We start from the raw sequence: 20911 nt of genomic DNA, 5'->3' as shown, positions 1-20911 counted from the left end.
GGGGCGTGCTCTTCGGTTTTCCTGCGGACCGACGAGGACGTCTCCGCCCTCCGGGAAAAACCCGCCCAGCCCTCGGCAAGACCTGGTTCCGCTCGGCCTATACGACTCTGCGGCGACCCCCCGGCCGCCGCAGCGCTCCAGAATAGTCGATCCGTACCACAGGCGTTTTCCCGCCGTTGTGTCCGGCATCACCCCCGCGACGCCATACCACCGATCGGACAGAGGGTCCCGCAGGGGGTGAAAACGGCGCTGACGTGGGCGGGAGCGGCCCCGGGGCGGGCACCCGCGCTCCGGAGGCCGCGGAAGGGCTCCTGTCATACTTCATCTGAGCGGTTCGACTGAGGAGACAACAAGGCATGCCGGCTGCAGCTACCCCCAGATTCAGCGTGATCATCCCTGTCTACGGGGTCGAGGGCTACATCCGTGAGTGCCTCGAGTCGGTGACGTCACAGGGCTACGAGAACTTCGAGGTCATCGCGGTCGACGACTGCTCCCTCGACAGCAGCGGCGCCATCGTCGACGAGTTCGCCGCCCGCGACCCGCGGGTCCGTGCCGTCCACCGCGCCGAGAACGSCGGKKTCGGRGCCGCCCGSAACACCGGCGTGGAGCACGCCCGCGGCGACTACCTGCTCTTCGTCGACGGCGACGACTCGATCCGCCCCGGCTCCCTGCAGGCCATGGCCGACCGCCTCGACGCCGCCGAGGACCCCGAGATCCTGCTGTTCGACCACGTCCGCACCCATGTGGACGGCAGCGTCGAGGCCAGCAAGACCGGCCCGTACCTGGCCGCGATCCGCGACCGGGTGGTCCGCCCGGTCGACGAGCTGGAACTGCTGCGGATCTTCGCCGTGGTGTGGAACCGCGTCTACCGCCGCGACTTCTTCACGGGCGAGGGCTTCGCCTTCACCGACGGCCTCTACGAGGACGCGCTCATGGTCTACACGACCATGGCCGCCGCCGAGCGCGTCGCGGGCCTGGAGTACGTGGTCGTCGAGTACCGCCAGCGCCGACAGGGCAGCTCGATGCGGAGCAGCTCCCCGCGCAAGCACTTCGTGATCTTCGACCAGTACCAGCGGGTCTTCGACTACCTGGAGGGCCGGCCCGGCCTCGACGCGTACCGCCGGCTCGTCTTCGAGCGGATGGTCGCCCACTTCCTCTTCACCTTCGCGCGCGGCTTCCGAATACCGCGCAGCCACCGGCGCGCCTATCTGAAGCAGGCCGGCAAGACCTACCGCCGGAACGAGCCCGCGGGCTTCACCCCGCCGCCCGGCATGCTCGGCCTGAAGTTCAAGGTGGTGCGGACCGGTTCGTACGCCGCCTTCGAGGCCCTCAAGACGGTGAACGGCACCCGCGAGACGGCCTTCGGCGCGCTCGGCCGGACGAAGCGCTGGGGCGGCCGCAAGGCCCTGCGCGCCTACTACGGCGTGCAGCGCCGCCTCCCGCTGGACGAGAACCTCGCCGTCTACTCGGCGTACTGGGGGCGCACCCCCGGCTGCAACCCGCTCGCGGTGCACGAGGCCGCGAAGAAGCTCGCGCCCGCCCTGCGCGGCGTGTGGGTCGTGAACCAGGCGTACGCGGCCGGCACGCCGGCCGGACTGACCCGGATCGCCCCGGCGACCTTCGGCTACTGGAAGGCGCTGGCCCGGGCCAAGTACCTGGTCAACAACGTGAACTTCCCGGACTCCGTGGTCAAGCGCCCCGGACAGGTGCACCTCCAGACGCACCACGGCACCCCGCTCAAGCGGATGGGCCTCGACCAGCAGCAGTACCCGGCCGTCGCCCGGAGCATGGACTTCGACAAGCTCCTGGAGCGGGTGGACCGCTGGGACTGGAGCGTCTCGTCGAACCTGCACTCCACCGAGCACTGGGAGCGGGTCTACCCGGCCGCCTTCAAGACCCTGAACACCGGCTACCCCCGCAACGACGTCTACTACCGGGCCACCGCCGCGGACGTCCGCCGGATCCGGGGGGAACTCGGCATCGGGCAGGGCAAGAAGGCGGTGCTGTACGCCCCCACCGTGCGCGACCACCAGAAGGACGCGTTCGTCCCGCGCCTCGACTTCGCCCGCTTCGCCCGCGAACTCGGCCCGGACTTCGTGCTGCTGGTCCGCGCCCACTACTTCTACGGCGGCGACCCGGAGCTGAACGCGCTCGCCGAGCGGGGCGCGCTGATCGACGTGTCGGGGCACCCGTCGGTGGAGGAGCTCTGCCTGGCGTCGGACGCGCTGATCACCGACTACTCGTCGATCATGTTCGACTACGCCAACCTCGACCGGCCGATCGTGACGTACGCCGACGACTGGGAGATGTACCGCACCTGCCGCGGGGTGACCTTCGACCTGCTCTCCGGGAAGCCGGGCGACACCCCCGGTGTGATCACCACCACCGAGGACGAGCTGATCGAGGCCTTCCGCGGCGGCGCCTGGGAGGGCGAGCCGGCCGCGGCCCTGCGGCAGGCCTTCCGGGAGCGGTTCTGCTCCTGGGACGACGGCTTCGCCGCCGAGCGGGTGGTCCGCCGGGTCTTCCTCGGCGAGGAGCGCCCGCGGCCGGCCGTGGTCCCCGTGCCCGAGCGCACTCCGGCCCCGTCGCCGCGGGTGGCCGAGGCATCGGTGCCGCGCCAGGCGGACGCCCAGGCGGACACGGACGACCGCCCGGTGGCACGGGCCGACCACTAGGGTCGGTCGGTCCTCGCGGCCGGCCACGGGCCGTACGGACGGAAGAGGCGCCCGGAGCGGATTCGCTCCGGGCGCCTCTTCGTCGTTCCCGCGCGGGACCGGGGGCTACTTCACGACCGTCAGCGGCAGCAGCTTCTTGCCGGTGGGGCCGATCTGGATCTGGGTGTCCATCTGCGGGCAGACGCCGCAGTCGAAGCACGGGGTCCAGCGGCAGTCCTCGACCTCGGTCTCGTCGAGCGAGTCCTGCCAGTCCTCCCAGAGCCAGTCCTTGTCGAGACCGGAGTCCAGGTGGTCCCAGGGCAGGACCTCCTCGTAGGTCCGCTCGCGGGTCGTGTACCAGGCGACGTCCACGCCGAACTCGGGGAGCGTCTTCTCGGCGCAGGCCATCCAGCGGTCGTACGAGAAGTGCTCGCGCCAGCCGTCGAAGCGGCCGCCGTCCTCGTACACCGCGCGGATGACGGAGCCGATGCGGCGGTCGCCGCGGGACAGCAGGCCCTCGACGATGCCGGGCTTGCCGTCGTGGTAGCGGAAGCCGATCGAGCGGCCGTACTTCTTGTCGCCGCGGATCTTGTCGCGGAGCTTGCGCAGCCGCTCGTCCGTCTCCTCGGCCGACAGCTGCGGGGCCCACTGGAACGGGGTGTGCGGCTTGGGGACGAAACCGCCGATGGAGACGGTGCAGCGGATGTCGTTCTGGCCGGAGACCTTGCGGCCCTCGGCGATCACGTTCATCGCCATGTCGGCGATCTGGAGGACGTCCTCGTCGGTCTCCGTCGGCAGGCCGCACATGAAGTACAGCTTCACCTGGCGCCAGCCGTTGCCGTACGCGGTGGAGACGGTCCGGATGAGGTCCTCCTCCGAGACCATCTTGTTGATGACCTTGCGCATGCGCTCGGAGCCGCCCTCGGGGGCGAAGGTGAGGCCCGAGCGGCGACCGTTCCGGGTCAGCTCGTTGGCCAGGTCGACGTTGAACGCGTCGACACGGGTGGACGGGAGGGACAGGCCCACCTTGTCCTCCGTGTACCGGTCGGCGAGGCCCTTGGCGATGTCACCGATCTCGGTGTGGTCCGCCGAGGACAGCGAGAGGAGGCCGACCTCCTCGAAGCCCGTCGCCTTGAGGCCCTTCTCGACCATCTCGCCGATCCCGGTGATGCTTCGCTCCCGCACGGGGCGCGTGATCATGCCGGCCTGGCAGAAACGGCAGCCGCGGGTGCAGCCGCGGAAGATCTCGACGGACATGCGCTCGTGGACGGTCTCCGCGAGCGGCACGAGGGGCTGCTTGGGGTACGGCCACTCGTCGAGGTCCATGACGGTGTGCTTGGAGACCCGCCACGGCACGCCGGACCGGTTGGGCACGACCCGGCCGATGCGGCCGTCCGGCAGGTACTCGACGTCGTAGAACCGCGGGATGTAGACGGAGCCCGTCCGTGCGAGGCGGAAGAGGACCTCCTCGCGGCCGCCCGGCCTGCCCTCGGCCTTCCAGGCGCGGATGATCTCGGTCATGTCGAGGACGGCCTGCTCGCCGTCGCCGATGATCGCCGCGTCGATGAACTCCGCGATCGGCTCGGGGTTGAAGGCCGCGTGGCCGCCCGCGAGCACGATCGGGTGGTCGACGGTGCGGTCCTTCGCCTCCAGCGGGATGCCGGCCAGGTCGAGGGCGGTGAGCATGTTCGTGTAGCCGAGCTCCGTGGAGAAGCTCAGGCCGAACACGTCGAACGCGCCGACGGGGCGGTGGCTGTCGACCGTGAACTGCGGGACCTTGTGCTCCCGCATCAGCTCCTCGAGGTCCGGCCAGACGCTGTAGGTGCGCTCGGCGAGGACGCCCTCGCGCTCGTTGAGCACCTCGTAGAGGATCATGACGCCCTGGTTGGGCAGACCGACCTCGTACGCGTCCGGGTACATCAGCGCCCAGCGGACATCGGCGGACTCCCACGGCTTGACCGTGGAGTTCAGCTCTCCACCGACGTACTGAATCGGCTTCTGCACGTGCGGGAGCAGAGCTTCGAGCTGCGGGAAGACAGACTCGGCAGCAGACATCTCGAACCTTCGTGAGCTGGCAGGGGGGCGACTCTCAAGCGTACCCCGGTGCTCAGCGCGTCAGAGCCGCCGTGAGTTCCGGGGCGGAGGCCGCCGCCCAGAGCTCGGGCAGCGCGCGTTCGGCGGCCGCGGCGGCGGCTTCCTCGTGGCCGTACAGAAGTCCCCAGGTGAAGGCCGATTCACCGACGCCGTGGGCCTGGACACCGAGTTCGCGGACGGCCTCGCGGGCGACGACGGCGTCCTGGTGTTCCCCGAGCAGGGACTGGACGGCCTTGACCTTCTTTCCGAGCCGCTTGGCGGGCTTTCCGAGGGTGGGGCGGGCGGCCTCGGCGGCGTACCGGGCCCGTTTGGCGGCCTTGCGGGCCTCGTGGAGGGCGAGGTCCCGCTCGTGCCCGGGGTCGAGGGAGAGGGCGTGTCCGACCCGSTCGGCGAGCCGGTCGTGGTCCTTGCGGACGGCGCGGGCGAGGACCGCGGGGGCGTCATGGTCCGCGTCCTCGCGGAAGGGCGGGTCGGTGAGGAGGGCGTCGAGGGCGGTGAGGAGGGCGAGGTAGCGGTCGGAGTCGAGGGCGGCGAGGGCCTGGCGGCGGGCGCGCTTGCCGTGGGCGGCGTCGCGGCGGCGGAGCCGGGCCCTGACCGGCCCGAGGACGAGGGTGCGGGGCAGCTCGGTGACGCGGGCGCGCAGCCGAGCGTCGAGGACCTCCTGGTCGCGGGCGACGCCGAGCTCCCCGGCGAGCCACTTCAGCTCCTCGCCGAGCGGGTCGGTGACCTCCCGGTCGAGGACGCGGCGGTACGTCTTGAAGGCGCTGCGCAGCCGTCGGCAGGCGACGCGCAGCTGGTGGACGGCGTCGGGCAGGTCGCGCCGGACGGCGGGGTCGTGGAGGACGATCGRGTCGACCTGTGCGCGGACGTAGGTGAGGACGGCGGCTCCGGCGGTGCCGGTCCTCGCCGGGGCGGGCGGGGTCCCGGGGCCGCCGCCGGTCTCGTCGAGGGCCCTGGCCAGTTTGGAGGCGGCCCCGGCGGGCCGGATGTCGGCCTTCCTGAGGCGTTTCTCGACGGCGTCGAGGACGGCCGGGTCGGCGTCGTCGGCGAGCTCGACCTCGATCTCGGTCCAGGCGGCGGAGCCCTCGCCGGTCAGGCGTTCGGCGTGCACGGTGTCCACGGAGAGTTCGGCCAGGAGGGTGCCGTCGCCGTCGAGGAGGTGGCGGACGTCCCGCTCGGAGCGGAGGCGGACGACGGGGACGACCTCGGCGTCCCGGACCCGGGAGCGCAGGAGCCCCGCCAGGTCACGCGGGAGCGTGTCCGAGAGCGGGGCTCTGATCTCGTCGCGGACGCCGGGGGCGACGGGGAACTTGAGGTGCCAGCCGGCGTCCGCGCCGCCGGTGCGGCGCCGCAGGGTGAGCGCGCCGGCGGCGAGCCGCAGGTCGGGGGTGTCGTAGTAGACGGCGTCGAGTTCGGTGACGCCCTCGTCCGTGACCGCGGCCACCCCGGCCGCCCGGGTGAGGTCCGGGAGGCCGGTCCGGGGGGTGGCTTCGTACTTCCGCTCGATCTCTCGCTCCGTGTCCGCCATGCGTCGAATCTAGACGGGATGTGAACGTGGCGGGAGTACGCACGGCGGCCTGGCCGGAAACCGGCCGGTCGCCGTGGTCCCTATGCCGTCATCGGCCGCTGGGCCTTGATCGACTGGAGGAGTCCGATCGCCACCCACACCGCGAACATCGAGGAACCGCCGTACGAGACGAACGGCAGCGGCAGACCGGCGACCGGCATGATGCCGAGCGTCATGCCGATGTTCTCGAAGGACTGGAAGGCGAACCAGGCGATGATGCCGGCCGCGACGACGGTGCCGTAGAGCTCGGTGGTCTCGCGGGCGATGCGGCAGGCCCTCCAGAGGATGATGCCGAGGAGGACGAGGATGAGGCCGGCGCCGACGAAGCCCAGCTCCTCCCCCGCGACCGTGAAGACGAAGTCGGTCTGCTGCTCGGGCACGAACTGGCCGGTGGTCTGCGAGCCCTTGAAGAGCCCGGCGCCGAGGAGGCCGCCGGAGCCGATCGCGATCCTGGCCTGGTTGGTGTTGTAGCCGACGCCGGCCGGGTCGAGGTCGGGGTTGGCGAAGGCCGCGAAGCGGTTGATCTGGTACTCGTCGAGCATGCCGAGCGCGGTGACCAGGACGGCGCCGAGGACGCCCGCGCCGATCAGGCCGAGGACCCAGCGGTTGGAGGCCCCGGAGGCGAGCAGCACGCCGAGCACGATGACCGCCATGACCATGACCGAGCCCAGGTCCGGCATCAGCATGACGATGCCCATGGGGAGGGCGGCCAGGGTGAGGGCCTTGGCGACGGTGCGGTGGTCGGGGTGCAGCTGGTCGCCGGCGTCGACCTTGGCGGCCAGCAGCATCGCCATCACCAGGATGATCGTGATCTTCACGAACTCGCTGGGCTGGAGCGAGAAGCCGCCGCCGACGACGATCCACGCGTGGGCGCCGTTGATGGTGGCGCCGAGCGGGGTGAGGACGGCGAGGATCAGCAGGATCGAGAGGCCGTAGAGCACGGGGACCGCGCCGCGCAGGGTGCGGTGGCCGAGCCAGATCGTGCCGATCATCAGGGCGACGCCGATGCCGGTGTTGAGCACGTGCCGGAAGAGGAAGTAGTACGGGTCGCCCTGGTTGAGCTCGGTGCGGCCGCGGGTGGCGGACCAGACGAGCAGCGACCCGAGGAAGGAGAGCGCGAGCGCGGAGAGCAGCATCGGCCAGTCGAGCCGGCGGATCACCGAGTCGCGGGCGGTCAGCTTGGCGAGCGTGCCGCGTTCGGGGGCGTACCGGGAGACGGAGAAGCCGTGGGGTGCGGTCATCGGTTCAGTCCCTCCGCCAGGTGGCGGGCGGGCCCGCGAGTTCCTGCTGGTCGGGCTTGTCGGGGTCGGCGCTCTGGCCGGGGTCGGCCGGGTCGGCCGGCCCGGTGCCGTCCGGCGTGTCCGCCGGGGCGTCGGGGTCGATCTTGCCGACCTCCGGGTCGTACGGCGTGACCTTCGGGGCGTCGATGGAGCCGTCGGCCTCGATCTTCGGGAGGTTCTTCTGCGGCTGGGGCAGCAGGGCCCGCTTGAGGTCCTGCTTCCCGGCGTCGTCGAGTCCGTAGAGCGCGTCGTAGATGTTGCGGACGGCGGGGCCCGAGGCGCCGGAGCCCGTACCGCCCTGGGCGATCGTCATCACGATCGCGTAGTCCTTGGTGTACGTGGCGAACCAGGAGGTCGTCTGCTTGCCGTAGACCTCGGCGGTGCCCGTCTTGGCGTGCATCGGGATCTTGTCCTGCGGCCAGCCGCCGAACCTCCAGGCGGCGGTGCCGCGGGTGGCGACTCCCGCGAGGGCCTCCTCTATCAACGCCTGCGTCTTGCTGTTCATGGGCAGCTTGCCGTGGGACTTCGGCTTGATCTCGGTGACCTTCTTGCCGTCGGGGCTGATGACCGCCTTGCCGACGGTGGGGTTCCAGAGGGTGCCGCCGTTGGCGATGGCGGCGTAGATGGTGGCCATCTGGATGGGGGTGACGAGGGTGTCGCCCTGTCCGATGGAGTAGTTGACCGAGTCACCGGCGCGCATCAGGTTGCCTTCGAGGCAGTTCTCGTAGGAGAGCTGCTGCACGTAGGTGCCGCCGCGCTTGCCGATCTTGCACCAGTAGTCCTTGTTGGCCGACCAGAAGTCCTGCTTCCACTTCCGGTCGGGGACCCGGCCGGTGACCTCGTTGGGGAGGTCGATGCCGGTCTCGGCGCCGAGGCCGAACTGGTGCGCCGTCTTGTAGAACCAGTCGTTGGCGTTCTTCTTCGGCTTCATCCCGCCGTCCTTCTGCCACTGCTGGTGGGAGAGGGCGTAGTAGACGGTGTCGCAGGAGACTTCGAGGGCCTGGCCGAGGGTGATGGAGCCGTGGCCCTGGGACTCGAAGTTCTTGAAGACCTGGTTGCCGATGGAGTACGAGGACGGGCACGGGTAGCGGCCGTTGAAGTCGTAGCCGGCGTTGACGGCGGCGGTGGTCGGGATGACCTTGAAGATGGAGCCGGGGGCGGCCTGGCCCTGGATGGCGCGGTTGAGCAGCGGGAAGTTGGAGTTCTTGCCGGTGAGGGCCGCGTAGTCCTTGGCCGAGATGCCGCCGACCCAGGCGTTGGGGTCGTAGTCGGGCTGGGAGGCCATGGCGACGATCCGGCCGGTCTTGTTCTCCATGACGACGACGGCGCCGGAGTCGGCCTTGTAGTTCTCGCTGGTGTTCTTGTCGTGGACCTTGCGGGCCTCGACCATCGCGTTGTGCAGCTCCCATTCGGCGACCGCCTGGACGCGGGCGTCGATGGAGGTGACGACGTTGGAGCCGGGGACGGCGGGGTCGTTCTTGGCCTGGCCGATGACCCGGCCGAGGTTGTCGACCTCGTAGCGGGTGACGCCGGCCTTGCCGCGCAGTTCCTTGTCGTAGGTGCGCTCGATGCCGGACCGGCCGATCTGGTCGGAGCGGAGGAACGGCGAGTCGGTGTCCTTGGCCTTCTCGATCTCCGCGTCGGTGACGGGCGAGAGGTAGCCGAGGACCTGCGAGGTGCGGGCCTTGCCGGGGGCCGGGTAGCGGCGTACGGCGGTGGGTTCGGCGGTGATGCCGGGGAAGTCCTCGGCGCGCTCGCGGATCTGGAGGGCCTGCTGGGTGGTGGCCTCGTCCGTGACCGGGATCGGCTGGTAGGGCGAACCGTTCCAGCAGGGCTTCGGGGTCTTGGAGTCGCAGAGCCGGATCTTGTTGATGACGTCGTCGGGCTTCATGTCGAGGACGTCGGCGAGCCGGGTGAGGACGGTCCTGCCGCGGTCCTTCATCTTCATCAGCTCGGTGCGGGACGCGGAGACCACGAGCCGGGTCTCGTTGTCGGCGAGCGGGACGCCGCGGGCGTCGAGGACGGAGCCGCGCACGGCGGGCTGCACGACCTGCTGGACGTGGTTGTTCTTCGCCTCGTCCGTGTACTCCTTGCCGTTGCGGATCTGGAGGTACCAGAGCCGGCCGCCCAGGGTCAGCAGCAGGGAGAAGACGAGGATCTGGATGACGACGAGCCGGATCTGGACCCGGGGGGTCCGCCCTGTCTCGGGGATGTTGCTCATACGGCCGGGGCCCCCTCGGTCACAGTCGCTTGACTCCCTTGATGCGTCCGGCCCGTGCGGCGCGGTTGCGGGCGGTCTTCACGCGCAGGCCGCCGCGCTGGCTGCCGATCCTCAGGCCGGTGCCGGAGGAGAGCCAGCCGGAGGCGACGTCGGCGCCGTTGCCGCCGCCGGCGTCGGCGAGCGGGTCGTTCTCCGCGCGTCTGGCCAGGGCCATGATGAGCGGGACCGTGAAGGGCGCGAGGAGCAGGTCGTAGACGGCCGCGGTGAACAGCAGGGACCCCAGGCCGACATGGCGGGCGGCGGTGTCGCCGACGAGGGCGCCGACTCCCGCGTACAGCAGGGTGGAGCCGACGGCGGCCCCGACGACGACGGCCATCGGGCCGGTCGCCGAGGTCAGCCGGCCGTTCTCCGGGCGGGCGAGGCCGACCAGGTAGCCGATGACGCAGAGCACGAGGGCGTAGCGGCCGGCGGCGTGGTCGGCGGGCGGCGCCAGGTCGGCGAGGAGCCCGGCGGCGAAGCCGATGAGCGAGCCGCTGACGGGTCCGTAGACCAGGGCCAGGCCCACGACGGTGAGCAGGACGAGGTCGGGGACGGCGCCGGGGAGCTGGAGCCGGGCGAGGACGGAGACCTGGACGACGAGGGCCACCACGATCAGGGCGGCGGAGAGGAGGATCCGGTTGAACTTCACGGTGTGGTGTCCCCCTGGTCCTGGCCCTGCTGGTTCTGGCCCTGCTGGTTCCGCTGTCCGTCGGCGGCCTGTTGTCCGTCGGCCGGCTTCGGCGTGACCGTGACCGTGACGGTCGGCGCCGGTTTGGGCTTCTGGGGCAGGACCATGTCCCGCGGGTCGGCGGGGGGTGCCTGGACGACGACGCCGACGATGTCGAGCTTGGTGAAGCCGACGTACGGGCGGACGAAGATGTTGCGGGTCAGGCCGCCGCCCGCCGGGTCGACGCGGACGACCTCGCCGACCGGGACGCCCGGGACGAAGGGCTTGTCGGCGCGTGAGCCGAAGGTGACGAGCCGGTCGCCGGGCTTCACCTTGGCCTTGCCGTTGAGGAGCTGGACGACCAGCGGGCGGTCGCCCTGCCCGGTGGCGAAGCCGAGTTCGTCGGACTTCTCCATGCGGGTGCCGACGGTGAAGTCGGGGTCGTTGGCGAGCAGGACCGTGGAGGTCGACGGGCCGACGGTGGTGACGCGGCCGACGAGTCCGGAGCCGTTGAGCACGGTCATGTCGCGCTTGATGCCGTCGCGGGCGCCGACGTCGACGGTGACGGTCCAGGAGAAGCCCTGGGCCGCTCCTATGGCGATGACCTGGGCGCCCTTGATGCCGTACTGCCCGGCGCCGGCGGTCTTCAGCATGGCGTCGAGCTCGCGCAGCCGGTTGCGGTTGCGGTCGTCGCTGCCGAGCTCGGCCTTGAGTTCGGCGTTCTCCTTCTCCAGGGCGGCGATCCGGGTGTGCCGCTCGCCGGAGTCCCTGACCGCGCCTATGGCGTTGCCGATGGGGTCGACGGCGGCCGCCACACCGTTCTCGACCGGCCCGAAGACCGCGGCCGCGGCCTGTCGGGCACCGTCGACGGGTGACTCCTGGCCGCCGCGGATGTCCACCGTGATCAGTGCGAACGCGATGGCGATCAGCAGCACCAGGAGCAGCCGGCTCTCTCGTGTGTCCCTCACGTGCGGCGGCCGTGCCTTTCCTCGGAGTTCGGTTGTTCGGCTCTGCGGTGGTGCTCTCGTGGGGCTGTGCGGGTGGTGCTAGCGGCGCGGCTGGGCGTCGAGGACCTGCTGGAGGGCCTCGAACTCCTCGACGCACTTGCCGGAGCCGAGGGCCACCGAGTCCAGCGGGTCCTCGGCGATGTGGATCGGCATGCCGGTCTCGCGGCGGAGGCGCTCGTCGAGGCCGCGGAGCAGCGCGCCACCACCCGTGAGAACGATGCCGCGGTCCATGACGTCACCGGAGAGCTCCGGCGGGCACTTGTCGAGGGTGGTCTTCACCGCGTCGACGATGGCGTTGACCGGCTCCTCGATCGCCTTGCGGACCTCGGCGGCCGAGATGACCACGGTCTTCGGCAGGCCGGAGACGAGGTCGCGGCCGCGGATCTCGGTGTGCTCGTCCTTGTCGAGGTCGTAGGCGGAGCCGATGGTGATCTTGATCTGCTCGGCGGTGCGCTCACCGAGGAGGAGCGAGTACTCCTTCTTGATGTGCTGGATGATCGCGTTGTCCAGCTCGTCGCCGGCGACCCGGATCGACTGTGCCGTGACGATTCCTCCGAGGGAGATGACGGCGACCTCGGTGGTGCCGCCGCCGATGTCCACCACCATGTTGCCGGTGGCCTCGTGGACCGGGAGGCCCGAGCCGATGGCCGCCGCCATGGGCTCCTCGATGATGTGCACCTGGCGGGCGCCGGCCTGCGTCGAGGCCTCGATGACGGCGCGGCGCTCCACTCCGGTGATGCCGGAGGGCACGCAGACGACGACCCGGGGGCGGGCCAGGTAGCGGCGCTTGTGGATCTTGAGGATGAAGTAGCGGAGCATCCGCTCGGTGATCTCGAAGTCGGCGATCACGCCGTCCTTCAGGGGCCGGACGGCCACGATGTTGCCGGGCGTCCGGCCGATCATCTTCTTCGCCTCGGCGCCGACCGCGAGGATGCCGCCGGTGTTGGTGTTGATGGCGACGACGGACGGCTCGTTGAGGACGATGCCGCGCCCCCTGACGTACACCAGCGTGTTGGCAGTCCCGAGGTCGATAGCCATGTCACGGCCGATGAACGACATTGAGTTCCCCTTGTTTCCCATGAGGATGCTTCGGGCCTTCCCCAGCGAGCGTTGACGGCTTCTCAGGCAGGCGAAACGTTGGCTGAAGTGGGTGGCTGAAGGTGGTGCGGCGTGGAGTTTTCCATCGTAGTGCCGCCCGCCCGGATACCGCGCGGTGGTCCACCTCTGTACAGGTGACGGTAGGACGCGGCGATCCGTTCCCGGGATCGGCGTTCATATGCCTGGGGGCGACCGAATTCCTTCGGTCGCCCCACAGGCTGCTGCGTTCGGCTGACGCCGGGTCAGCGGATCCGGGTGCGCGACCGGGTGCGCATCCGGGTGCGGCTCAGACCAGACCGGGGAAGAAGATCTTGAGCTCGCGCCGGGCCGACTCCTCCGAGTCGGAGGCGTGGATCAGGTTCTCCCGGACGATGGTGCCGAAGTCGCCGCGGATCGAGCCGGGCGCGGCCGCGATCGGGTCGGTCGGACCCGCCAACTGGCGGACACCCTCGATGACCCGCTCACCCTCGACGACGAGCGCGACGACGGGGCCGGAGGACATGAAGCCCATCAGCGGCTCGTAGAAGGGCTTGCCCTTGTGCTCGCCGTAGTGCTGCTCCAGCGTCTCCTGGTCCAGCGTGCGCAGCTCCAGGGCCGCCAGGGTCCAGCCGGCCTTGCGCTCGATGCGGCCGATGATCTCGCCGACCAGGCCACGGCGGACGGCGTCGGGCTTGAGCAGGACGAGCGTGCGCTGGCTCACGGGGGAACTCCTTCGGAAAAGCGGTGTGCGGGCCTCCGAGGCTACAGGCCCCGCACGCCCCTCGATTACGCAGCGTCAGGCCCTGCCGAGGCCCCTGCGGCCTGGGCCTCGGCCCACCGTGCCTTGATGTCGTCGATCCGTCGCCCATAGTGAACGGAGGCCCACCACAGACCGGCGAAAACCGCCCCGAGGAAGAACATCGTGGGCACGATGAAGCCGCTCAGGATCAGCGCGATCTGGAGGGCCCAGCCGAGCTGGACGCCGCCGGGGCGGGTGACCATGCCGCAGAGCAGCACCGAGAAGACCATCGCGACACCGCAGACCCACCAGACGGTGGACATCGCGAGGCTGTCGTCCTTCATGGCGACGAGACCGGCGAAGCCGATCACGAAGAACTCGCCGATCAGTGTCGAGGAACAGAGCGTACGCATCGGGTTCAGCCCCTTCGCAGCAGCAGCCGGGCGTCGCCGACCGTGAAGATCGAACCGGTCACCAGGACTCCGGCACCGCCGTACTCGGCCTCCTCCTCCGCGAGGGTGATGGCCGTTTCGATGGCGTCGGGCAGCCGCGGCTCCACGACGACCCGGTCCTCGCCGAAGACCTCCACCGCGAGGGCGGCGAGCGCGTCCACGTCGGTGGCGCGGGGGTTGGAGTTCGCCGTGACGACGACCTCCGCGAAGATCGGCTCGAAGGCCTCAAGGAGACCCTTGGCGTCCTTGTCGCCGCTCGTGGAGACCACGCCGACGAGCCGGGAGAAGCCGAAGGCCTCGCTGACGCCCTCCGCCGTCGCCCGCGCGCCGTGCGGGTTGTGCGCGGCGTCCAGGATCACCGTCGGGGACGAGCGGACGATCTCCAGCCGACCGGGTGAGGCCACCTGGGCGAACGCCTGCCGGACCGTGTCGAGGTCCAGGGTGCGGGCGTGCTCCGAGCCGATGCCGAAGAAGGCCTCGACGGCCGCCAGCGCCACGACCGCGTTGTGCGCCTGGTAGGCGCCGTGCAGCGGCAGGAAGATGTTGTCGTACTCGCCGCCCAGGCCCCGCAGAGTGAGGAGCTGGCCGCCGACCGCGACCTCGCGGGCGACGATGCCGAACTCCATGCCCTCGCGGGCCACGGTGGCGTCGGCCTCGACGGCCTTCTTCAGCAGGACCTGCGCCGCGTCCACCGGCTGCTGGGCCAGGATCACGGTCGCGCCCTGCTTGATGATGCCGGACTTCTCCCCGGCGATCTCGGCGGGCGTCCCGCCGAGCCGGTCCGTGTGGTCCAGGTCGATCGGGGTGACGACGGCGACGGAGCCGTCGATGACGTTCGTGGCGTCCCAGGTGCCGCCCATGCCGACCTCGACGACGGCCACGTCCACCGGGGCGTCGGCGAAGGCCGCGTACGCCATTCCGGTGAGGACCTCGAAGAAGGAGAGCCGGTACTCCTCGCGGGCGTCGACCAGTTCGACGTACGGCGCGATGTCCCGGTACGTCTCGATGAACCGCTCGGCGGAGATCGGGGCGCCGTCCAGGCTGATGCGCTCGGTGATGGTCTGCACGTGCGGCGAGGTGTACCGGCCGGTGCGCAGCTCGAAGGCGCCGAGCAGGGCCTCGATCATGCGGGACGTCGACGTCTTGCCGTTGGTGCCGGTGACGTGGATCGAGGGGTACGCGCGCTGCGGCTCGCCGAGGACGTCCATCAGGGCCGCGATCCGGGCGACCGAGGGCTCCAGTTTGGTCTCGCCCCAGCGGGTGGACAGCTCCGTCTCGACCTCGCGCAGCGCCTTGTCGAGCTCGGGGTCCTCCGGGCGGCTCGGCACCGGGTCGCCCTGGGGCCGGCCGCCCTGGGTGCGCAGGGTGCGGCTGCCGGCCTCGATCACCGCCAGGTCGGGGTCGCGCTGGGTCTCGGTGTCGACGATCTCGTCGAACTGTTCGTCGCTCTGGTCGCTCGGCTCACTCACGGGCCCAGTCTACGGACGGCCTCCGGCGCCACGACCGACAGGACCATGGACCCGCCCTTTCGGGACCTTCGGTCCACCGTCCGCGGTACCGGCCGGGCAAACTTGGCGATCATGGACATAGGGATCGACCTCGGCACGGCCAACACGCTCCTCTACGCGCAGGGCCAGGGCATCGTGCTCGACGAACCGTCCGTGGTGGCGGTCCAGGAGGGCTCGCGGCAGGCGCTCGCGGTCGGCACGGAGGCGAAGGAGACCATCGGACGCACGCCGGGTTCGATCACCGCGATCCGTCCGCTGCGGGACGGGGTGATCAGCGACTACGAGGCGGCCGAGGAGATGATCCGGCACTTCGTGCGCAAGGCCGTCCCGGGCCGGCGGCGGCCCCGCACCCGGATGGTGGTGTGCGTGCCGAGCGGGGTGACCCAGGTCGAGCGGCGGGCCATCGTGCACGCCTCCCTCGCGGCGGGCGCGCGGGCGGTCCATCTGATCGAGGAACCGATGGCGGCGGCGATCGGGGCCGGGCTGCCGGTCTCCGACCCGCGCGGCTCGATGGTCGTCGACATCGGCGGCGGTACCACCGAGGTSGCCGTSATCTCGCTCGGKGGYATCGTCACGGCKCAGTCCTTGCGGGTGGGTGGCGACCGGTTCGACGCGGCCGTCACCGACTTCGTCCGCCGTGAGTACGGGCTGCTCGTCGGCGAGCGCACCGCCGAGGACGTCAAGATCGCGATCGGCACGGCCTGGCCGGTGCCGGGCGAGGAGGAGCGGGAGGGCCGGACCTTCACCGTGCGAGGGCGGGAGCGGGTCGGCGGGCTGCCCCGGACGGTGGAGCTGACCGTGCCGGAGGTGCGGGAGGCGCTCGACGAACCGGTCGAGGCGATCATCGCGGCGGTACGGGCCACGCTGGAGGAGTGCCCGCCCGAGCTGTCCGGCGACGTCATGGAACGCGGGATCGTGCTGACCGGCGGCGGGGCGCTGCTGCCGGGGCTGGACCTGCGGCTGGCCTCGGCGACGGGCATCCCGGTCTTCGTCGCGGACCGTCCGCTGGACTGCGTGGTCCTGGGATCGGGCCGCTGCGTGGAGGACTTCGACGGCCTGCAGCGGATCCTGGGCAAGGCGGAGACGGTGCGGTGAGGGGCGGGACCCAGGCGCCCGGGCCGACGGCGCGGGCTCCGCGGGGGCGCGGGTCCCGGACCGAGGGCGGAGGGCCCCGGGCCGGGTGACGCGGCTCTCGCGCGGGCGCGCGGGCTCCCGGCGGGGCGTCGGCGCGGCGGGGGCTCCCGGCAGGGCGTAGGCGCGGCGGACTCAGTGCGGCAGGCCGGCCGGCAGCAGGGCTGTCACCCGGTAGGTCCCGTTCTCGCGGCGGGCCTCCAGGGTGCCGCCCATGCTGGTGACCCGCTCCCCCATCGAGAACAGACCGGTGCCGGTGGACACCGGTGCCGGGTCCGGCGGGCTCTTCGGCAGCGGGTTGCGGACCTCGATCCGCAGATCGGGCCCCTCCACCGTGATCGCGACCGTCACGGGCAGCCCAGGGGCGTGCTTCGCCGCGTTCGTCAGGCACTCCCGTACGACCCGGTGGACGGCCGCCTGCCGCAGCGGCGAGAGGGCCTTGGCCTCCACGGCCACGGCCAGCTCGACGGCGCTGCCCATCCGCTCGCTCTCCCGGGCGAGTTCGGCGAGCCCTTCGAGACCCGGGGTGGCCGCGTCCCGGTCGGCACGGCGCACGATCGTCTCGTTCAGCATCAGATGGGCGCGCCGGGCGGTGTCCGCCAGCTCCTCGAAGTCCTTCCGGTGGGCCTCTCCCCTGGCCCGTACGGCGAGGACCTCGGCGCGCACCGCGAGCACCGTCAGCTCACGGCCGACCAGGTCGTGGACGTCCCGGCCGACGGAGATCCGCTCCTCCTGGACGGCCTGCGAGGCGGCCGCCTCGCGCCGCTGGGCCTCCAGGGCCCGGACGAGGTCCTGCCGGTACGCGGCGATGCCGACGCCCGCGGCGAGGACCCCGATCGGGACCACCAGGCTCAGGAAGTCGCTGAGGGTGTCGCCGTGCCGGGCCGGCCAGCCGGGCGTCTGGAACAGTCCGTAGGCGACACCGACGTACAGCAGGGTGGCGAGGACGGCGGCGCGCCGGCCCCGGTACCGGCCGATCGAGTACAGCGCGAACTGGATCATGGTGAGTTCGTGCAGCCAGCCCATCAGCACGAGCGCCACCAGGTACGGGACCCAGGGCAGCCGGCGGCGGAGCACCAGGGTGGCGGCGCCGGCCGCGAGGACCAGGGTGGCGGTGACGCCGGTCAGGGAGTTGTCGGCGCGGGCGAGCCCCGGCACGTCCAGGCACATGAGGCCGAAGGCGCTGAGCGCGGCGACGACGTCGAGGGCGCGGGCCGACCCCGCCCACCGGTCCACGCAACGGCGGAACGCGGGGACGGTGGGGAGGCGGAGCATGCGTTCCATCATCCAGGGTCTTTCGTCCCGACGACGGGGACCTGAAGTCCCGTCTGATGTGACATCGGGCACTTCGTCCGTATCTGCCCCGGGGCGGGTCCGGCCGGGCGCGAAGTCCCCGTCCCCGGCGGATACGCGGAGGGGCCCGGAACCGACCTGCGGTTCCGGGCCCCTCCGTGCGGGCTACGCCTGCGGCAGGTTCGCCAGCTGCGTCTGGATGCGGGCGATGTCCTCGTCCGCCTTGGCGAGGCGGCCGCGGATCTTGTCGACCACGTTGTCCGGGGCCTTGGCCAGGAACGCCTCGTTGCCGAGCTTCCCGTTGGCCTGGGCCTTCTCCTTCTCCGCCGCCGCGAGGTCCTTCGCGAGGCGCTTGCGCTCGGCGGCGACGTCGATCGTGCCCGACAGGTCGAGCGCGACGGTGGCGCCGGCGACCGGCAGGGAGGCGGTGGCGGAGAAGCCCTCGCCCTCCGGCTGGAGGCGCAGCAGCTGGCGGATGGCGGCCTCGTGCGGGGCCAGCGCCGTGCCGGTCACGTCGAGGCGGGCCGGGACCTTCTGGCCGGGCTGGAGGCCCTGGTCGGAACGGAACCGGCGGACCTCGGTGACGACCCGCTGGACGAGCTCGATCTCCTTCTCGGCGGCCTCGTCGCGGAAGCCACTGTCCTTCGGCCACTCCGCGACGACGAGGGACTCGCCGCCGGTGAGGGTGGTCCACAGGGTGTCGGTGACGAAGGGGACGATCGGGTGCAGCAGGCGCAGGGTCACGTCGAGGACCTCGCCGAGGACCCGGGCCGAGACCTTGGCCTGCTCGCCGCCGTCGAAGAAGGTCGTCTTGGACAGCTCGACGTACCAGTCGAAGACCTCGTCCCACGCGAAGTGGTAGAGGGCGTCGGCGAGCTTCGCGAACTGGTAGTCGTCGTAGAAGGCGTCGGCCTCGGAGACGACCTTGTTGAGCCGCGACAGGATCCAGCGGTCGGTCGCCGACATGTCCTCGACGGCCGGCAGCGGGCCCTCGACCGTGGCGCCGTTCATCATGGCGAAGCGGGTCGCGTTCCAGATCTTGTTGGCGAAGTTCCGGGAGGCCTGGACCCAGTCCTCGCCGATCGGGACGTCGACGCCCGGGTTGGCACCCTTGGCCAGGGTGAACCGCAGGGCGTCCGAGCCGTACTTGTCCATCCAGTCCAGCGGATTGACGGTGTTCCCGAAGGACTTCGACATCTTCTTGCCGAACTCGTCGCGGACCATGCCGTGGAACGCGATCGTGCGGAACGGCGGCTGGCCGTCCATCGCGTACAGACCGAACATCATCATGCGGGCGACCCAGAAGAACATCAGGTCGTAGCCCGTGACCAGGACGGAGTTCGGGTAGAACTTCTCCAGGTCCGGCGTCTGTTCGGGCCAGCCCATCGTGGAGAACGGCCACAGGCCGGACGAGAACCAGGTGTCGAGGACGTCGGTGTCCTGCGTCCAGCCCTCGCCCGTCGGCGGCTCGTCGTCGGGGCCGACGCAGACCAGCTCGCCGTCGGGGCCGTGCCAGACGGGGATGCGGTGGCCCCACCACAGCTGGCGCGAGATGCACCAGTCGTTGAGGTTGTCGACCCAGTCGAAGTAGCGCTGCGACATGTCCGCCGGGTGGATGTCGACCCGGCCGTCGCGGACCGCGTCACCGGCGGCCTTGGCCAGCGTCTCGACCTTGACCCACCACTGGAGGGACAGCCGGGGCTCCAGCGTCGTCTTGCAGCGCGAGCAGTGCCCGACGGAGTGGGAGTACGGACGCTTCTCGGCGACGATCCGGCCCTCGGCCCGCAGGGCGGCGACGATGGCGGAGCGGGCCTCGAAGCGGTCCAGGCCCTGGAAGGGGCCGTGGACGGTGATGACACCGCGCTCGTCGAGGACCTCGATGGACTCCAGGTCGTGGCGCTGGCCGATCGCGAAGTCGTTCGGGTCGTGGGCGGGGGTCACCTTGACCGCGCCCGTGCCGAACTCCGGGTCGACGTGGGTGTCGGCGACGACCGGGATGGTCCGGTCGGTCAGCGGCAGCTTGATCCGCCTGCCGATCAGGTGCGCGTAGCGCTCGTCGTCCGGGTGGACGGCGACGGCGGTGTCACCGAGCATCGTCTCGGCGCGGGTGGTGGCGACGACGATGGTGTCCTCGCCCTCCCCGTACTGCATGGAGACGAGCTCGCCGTCGTCGTCCTGGTAGTCGACCTCGATGTCGGAGATGGCCGTCAGACAGCGCGGGCACCAGTTGATGATGCGCTCGGCGCGGTAGATCAGGCCGTCGTCGAACATCTTCTTGAAGACGGTCTGGACGGCGCGGGACAGGCCCTCGTCCATGGTGAAGCGGTCCCGGCTCCACGCCAGGCCCTCGCCGAGGCGGCGCATCTGACCGGCGATCTGACCGCCGGACTCGGCCTTCCACTCCCAGACGCGCTCGACGAAGGCCTCGCGGCCCAGGTCGTGCCGGGACTTGCCCTCCTTGGCGAGTTCGCGCTCGACGACGTTCTGGGTGGCGATGCCGGCGTGGTCCATGCCGGGCTGCCACAGCGTCTCGAAGCCCTGCATGCGCTTGCGGCGGGTGAGGGCGTCGATCAGGGTGTGCTCGAAGGCGTGGCCCAGGTGGAGCGACCCGGTGACGTTCGGCGGCGGGATGACGATGGTGTACGCCGGCTTCTCGCTCTTCGCGTCCGCCTCGAAGTACCCCCGGTCTACCCAGCGCTCGTACAGCGGCCCCTCTACCTCGGCCGGCGCGTACTGGGTCGGCAGTTCGGTGGTGGGCGCTGTCTGCTGCTGAGTGTTCTCGGTCACGGGCCCAGTTTAGGGGTGTCTTCGCCTTGTCCTGAAACGCTTTGGTTCGGTAACGGTGTGGCCCCCGCCGCACTGAGGCCCCCGACGTTCCGCCAGGATGTTCGGAGGCATAAACATCCTGTGAGGGGAACCAGTCGATGAGCTACAACCAGCCGGGCCCGTACGGCCAGCAGCCGCAGCAGCCCGGGCCCTACGGCCAGCAGCCGGGACCGTACGGCCAGCAGCCGCAGCAGCCGGGCCCGTACGGCGCGCAGCCCGGCTACGGCTACCCCCAGCAGGCCCCGCAGGGCGTCCCGCCGCAGCAGCCCCCCTACGGCTACCCGCAGCAGCCCCAGCAGCCCGGCCCGTACGGCCAGCAGCCGCAGTACGGCGCCCCCCAGGGCCCCGGCGGCTAC

Annotated in this window: 15 protein-coding genes; 3 read left to right on the top strand and 12 right to left on the bottom strand. The window is 71.1% G+C overall.

The annotated features are described in order from the left end of the window. Nucleotides 1-356 precede the first annotated feature (356 nt). Complete coding sequence (locus tag EAO70_RS19255) at nt 357-2675, top strand: bifunctional glycosyltransferase family 2 protein/CDP-glycerol:glycerophosphate glycerophosphotransferase (RefSeq protein ID WP_148004134.1); 2319 nt, start codon at nt 357-359, stop codon at nt 2673-2675. Nucleotides 2676-2780: 105 nt separating this feature from the next. Here EAO70_RS19255 and EAO70_RS19250 read toward each other — a convergent pair whose 3' ends face one another. The 10 genes from EAO70_RS19250 to folC form a co-directional block, all read right to left on the bottom strand. Then, nucleotides 2781-4709, bottom strand: coding sequence for a TIGR03960 family B12-binding radical SAM protein (locus tag EAO70_RS19250; protein WP_148004133.1), 1929 nt, complete (start codon nt 4707-4709; stop codon nt 2781-2783). Nucleotides 4710-4761: 52 nt separating this feature from the next. Beyond that, a complete protein-coding gene (locus EAO70_RS19245) occupies nt 4762-6276 on the bottom strand; it encodes a CYTH and CHAD domain-containing protein (protein WP_148004132.1) in 1515 nt (504 codons plus the stop codon). Between the two features lie 80 nt (nt 6277-6356). Then, nucleotides 6357-7556 carry a rod shape-determining protein RodA gene (gene rodA / locus EAO70_RS19240; protein ID WP_148004131.1) on the bottom strand — a complete coding sequence of 400 codons (1200 nt, stop codon included), beginning with the start codon at nt 7554-7556 and terminating at the stop codon, nt 6357-6359. 4 nt (nt 7557-7560) lie between these two features. Continuing rightward, on the bottom strand, nt 7561-9816 hold the full coding sequence (gene mrdA / locus EAO70_RS19235) for a penicillin-binding protein 2 (protein ID WP_148004130.1): 2256 nt from the start codon (nt 9814-9816) through the stop codon (nt 7561-7563). Between the two features lie 19 nt (nt 9817-9835). Continuing rightward, nucleotides 9836-10504 (bottom strand): rod shape-determining protein MreD, encoded by a 669-nt coding sequence (gene mreD / locus EAO70_RS19230; protein WP_148004129.1) that lies wholly within the window; start codon nt 10502-10504, stop codon nt 9836-9838. After that, nucleotides 10501-11490, bottom strand: a complete 990-nt coding sequence (gene mreC, locus EAO70_RS19225) for a rod shape-determining protein MreC (RefSeq protein ID WP_148004128.1) — start codon at nt 11488-11490, stop codon at nt 10501-10503. Before mreC ends, mreD begins: the two co-directional genes overlap by 4 nt. A 78-nt stretch (nt 11491-11568) precedes the next feature. After that, entirely contained in the window at nt 11569-12588 is a 1020-nt protein-coding gene (locus EAO70_RS19220) for a rod shape-determining protein (protein WP_030317599.1), read from the bottom strand. 325 nt (nt 12589-12913) lie between these two features. Then, entirely contained in the window at nt 12914-13327 is a 414-nt protein-coding gene (gene ndk / locus EAO70_RS19215; protein ID WP_148004127.1) for a nucleoside-diphosphate kinase, read from the bottom strand. A gap of 65 nt (nt 13328-13392) precedes the next feature. Continuing rightward, nucleotides 13393-13758 (bottom strand): DUF4233 domain-containing protein, encoded by a 366-nt coding sequence (locus tag EAO70_RS19210; RefSeq protein ID WP_148004126.1) that lies wholly within the window; start codon nt 13756-13758, stop codon nt 13393-13395. A gap of 5 nt (nt 13759-13763) precedes the next feature. Beyond that, nucleotides 13764-15266 (bottom strand): bifunctional tetrahydrofolate synthase/dihydrofolate synthase, encoded by a 1503-nt coding sequence (gene folC, locus EAO70_RS19205; RefSeq protein WP_148004125.1) that lies wholly within the window; start codon nt 15264-15266, stop codon nt 13764-13766. A gap of 111 nt (nt 15267-15377) precedes the next feature. On the opposite strand from folC, the gene EAO70_RS19200 reads away from it, so the two are divergent. After that, on the top strand, nt 15378-16400 hold the full coding sequence (locus EAO70_RS19200; RefSeq protein WP_148004124.1) for a rod shape-determining protein: 1023 nt from the start codon (nt 15378-15380) through the stop codon (nt 16398-16400). A 171-nt stretch (nt 16401-16571) separates the two neighbouring features. On the opposite strand, the gene EAO70_RS19195 is transcribed toward EAO70_RS19200, so the two are convergent. Beyond that, on the bottom strand, nt 16572-17711 hold the full coding sequence (locus tag EAO70_RS19195; protein WP_261992946.1) for a sensor histidine kinase: 1140 nt from the start codon (nt 17709-17711) through the stop codon (nt 16572-16574). A 183-nt stretch (nt 17712-17894) separates the two neighbouring features. Continuing rightward, the gene (locus EAO70_RS19190; RefSeq protein ID WP_148004122.1) at nt 17895-20516 is read right to left on the bottom strand and encodes a valine--tRNA ligase; all 2622 of its coding nucleotides are present in this window, start codon (nt 20514-20516) and stop codon (nt 17895-17897) included. A 137-nt stretch (nt 20517-20653) separates the two neighbouring features. Here EAO70_RS19190 and EAO70_RS19185 point away from each other — a divergent pair. After that, nucleotides 20654-20911: hypothetical protein (locus EAO70_RS19185; RefSeq protein ID WP_187283950.1), on the top strand; the 258-nt coding region annotated here is incomplete at its 3' end.

Origin of the sequence: Streptomyces sp. adm13(2018) (assembly GCF_008042145.1) — a bacterium.
Taxonomy (GTDB): Bacteria; Actinomycetota; Actinomycetes; order Streptomycetales; family Streptomycetaceae; genus Streptomyces.
The sequence above is the reverse complement of the archived record's forward strand: the minus strand, read 5'-3'. Positions and strand labels throughout refer to the sequence as shown.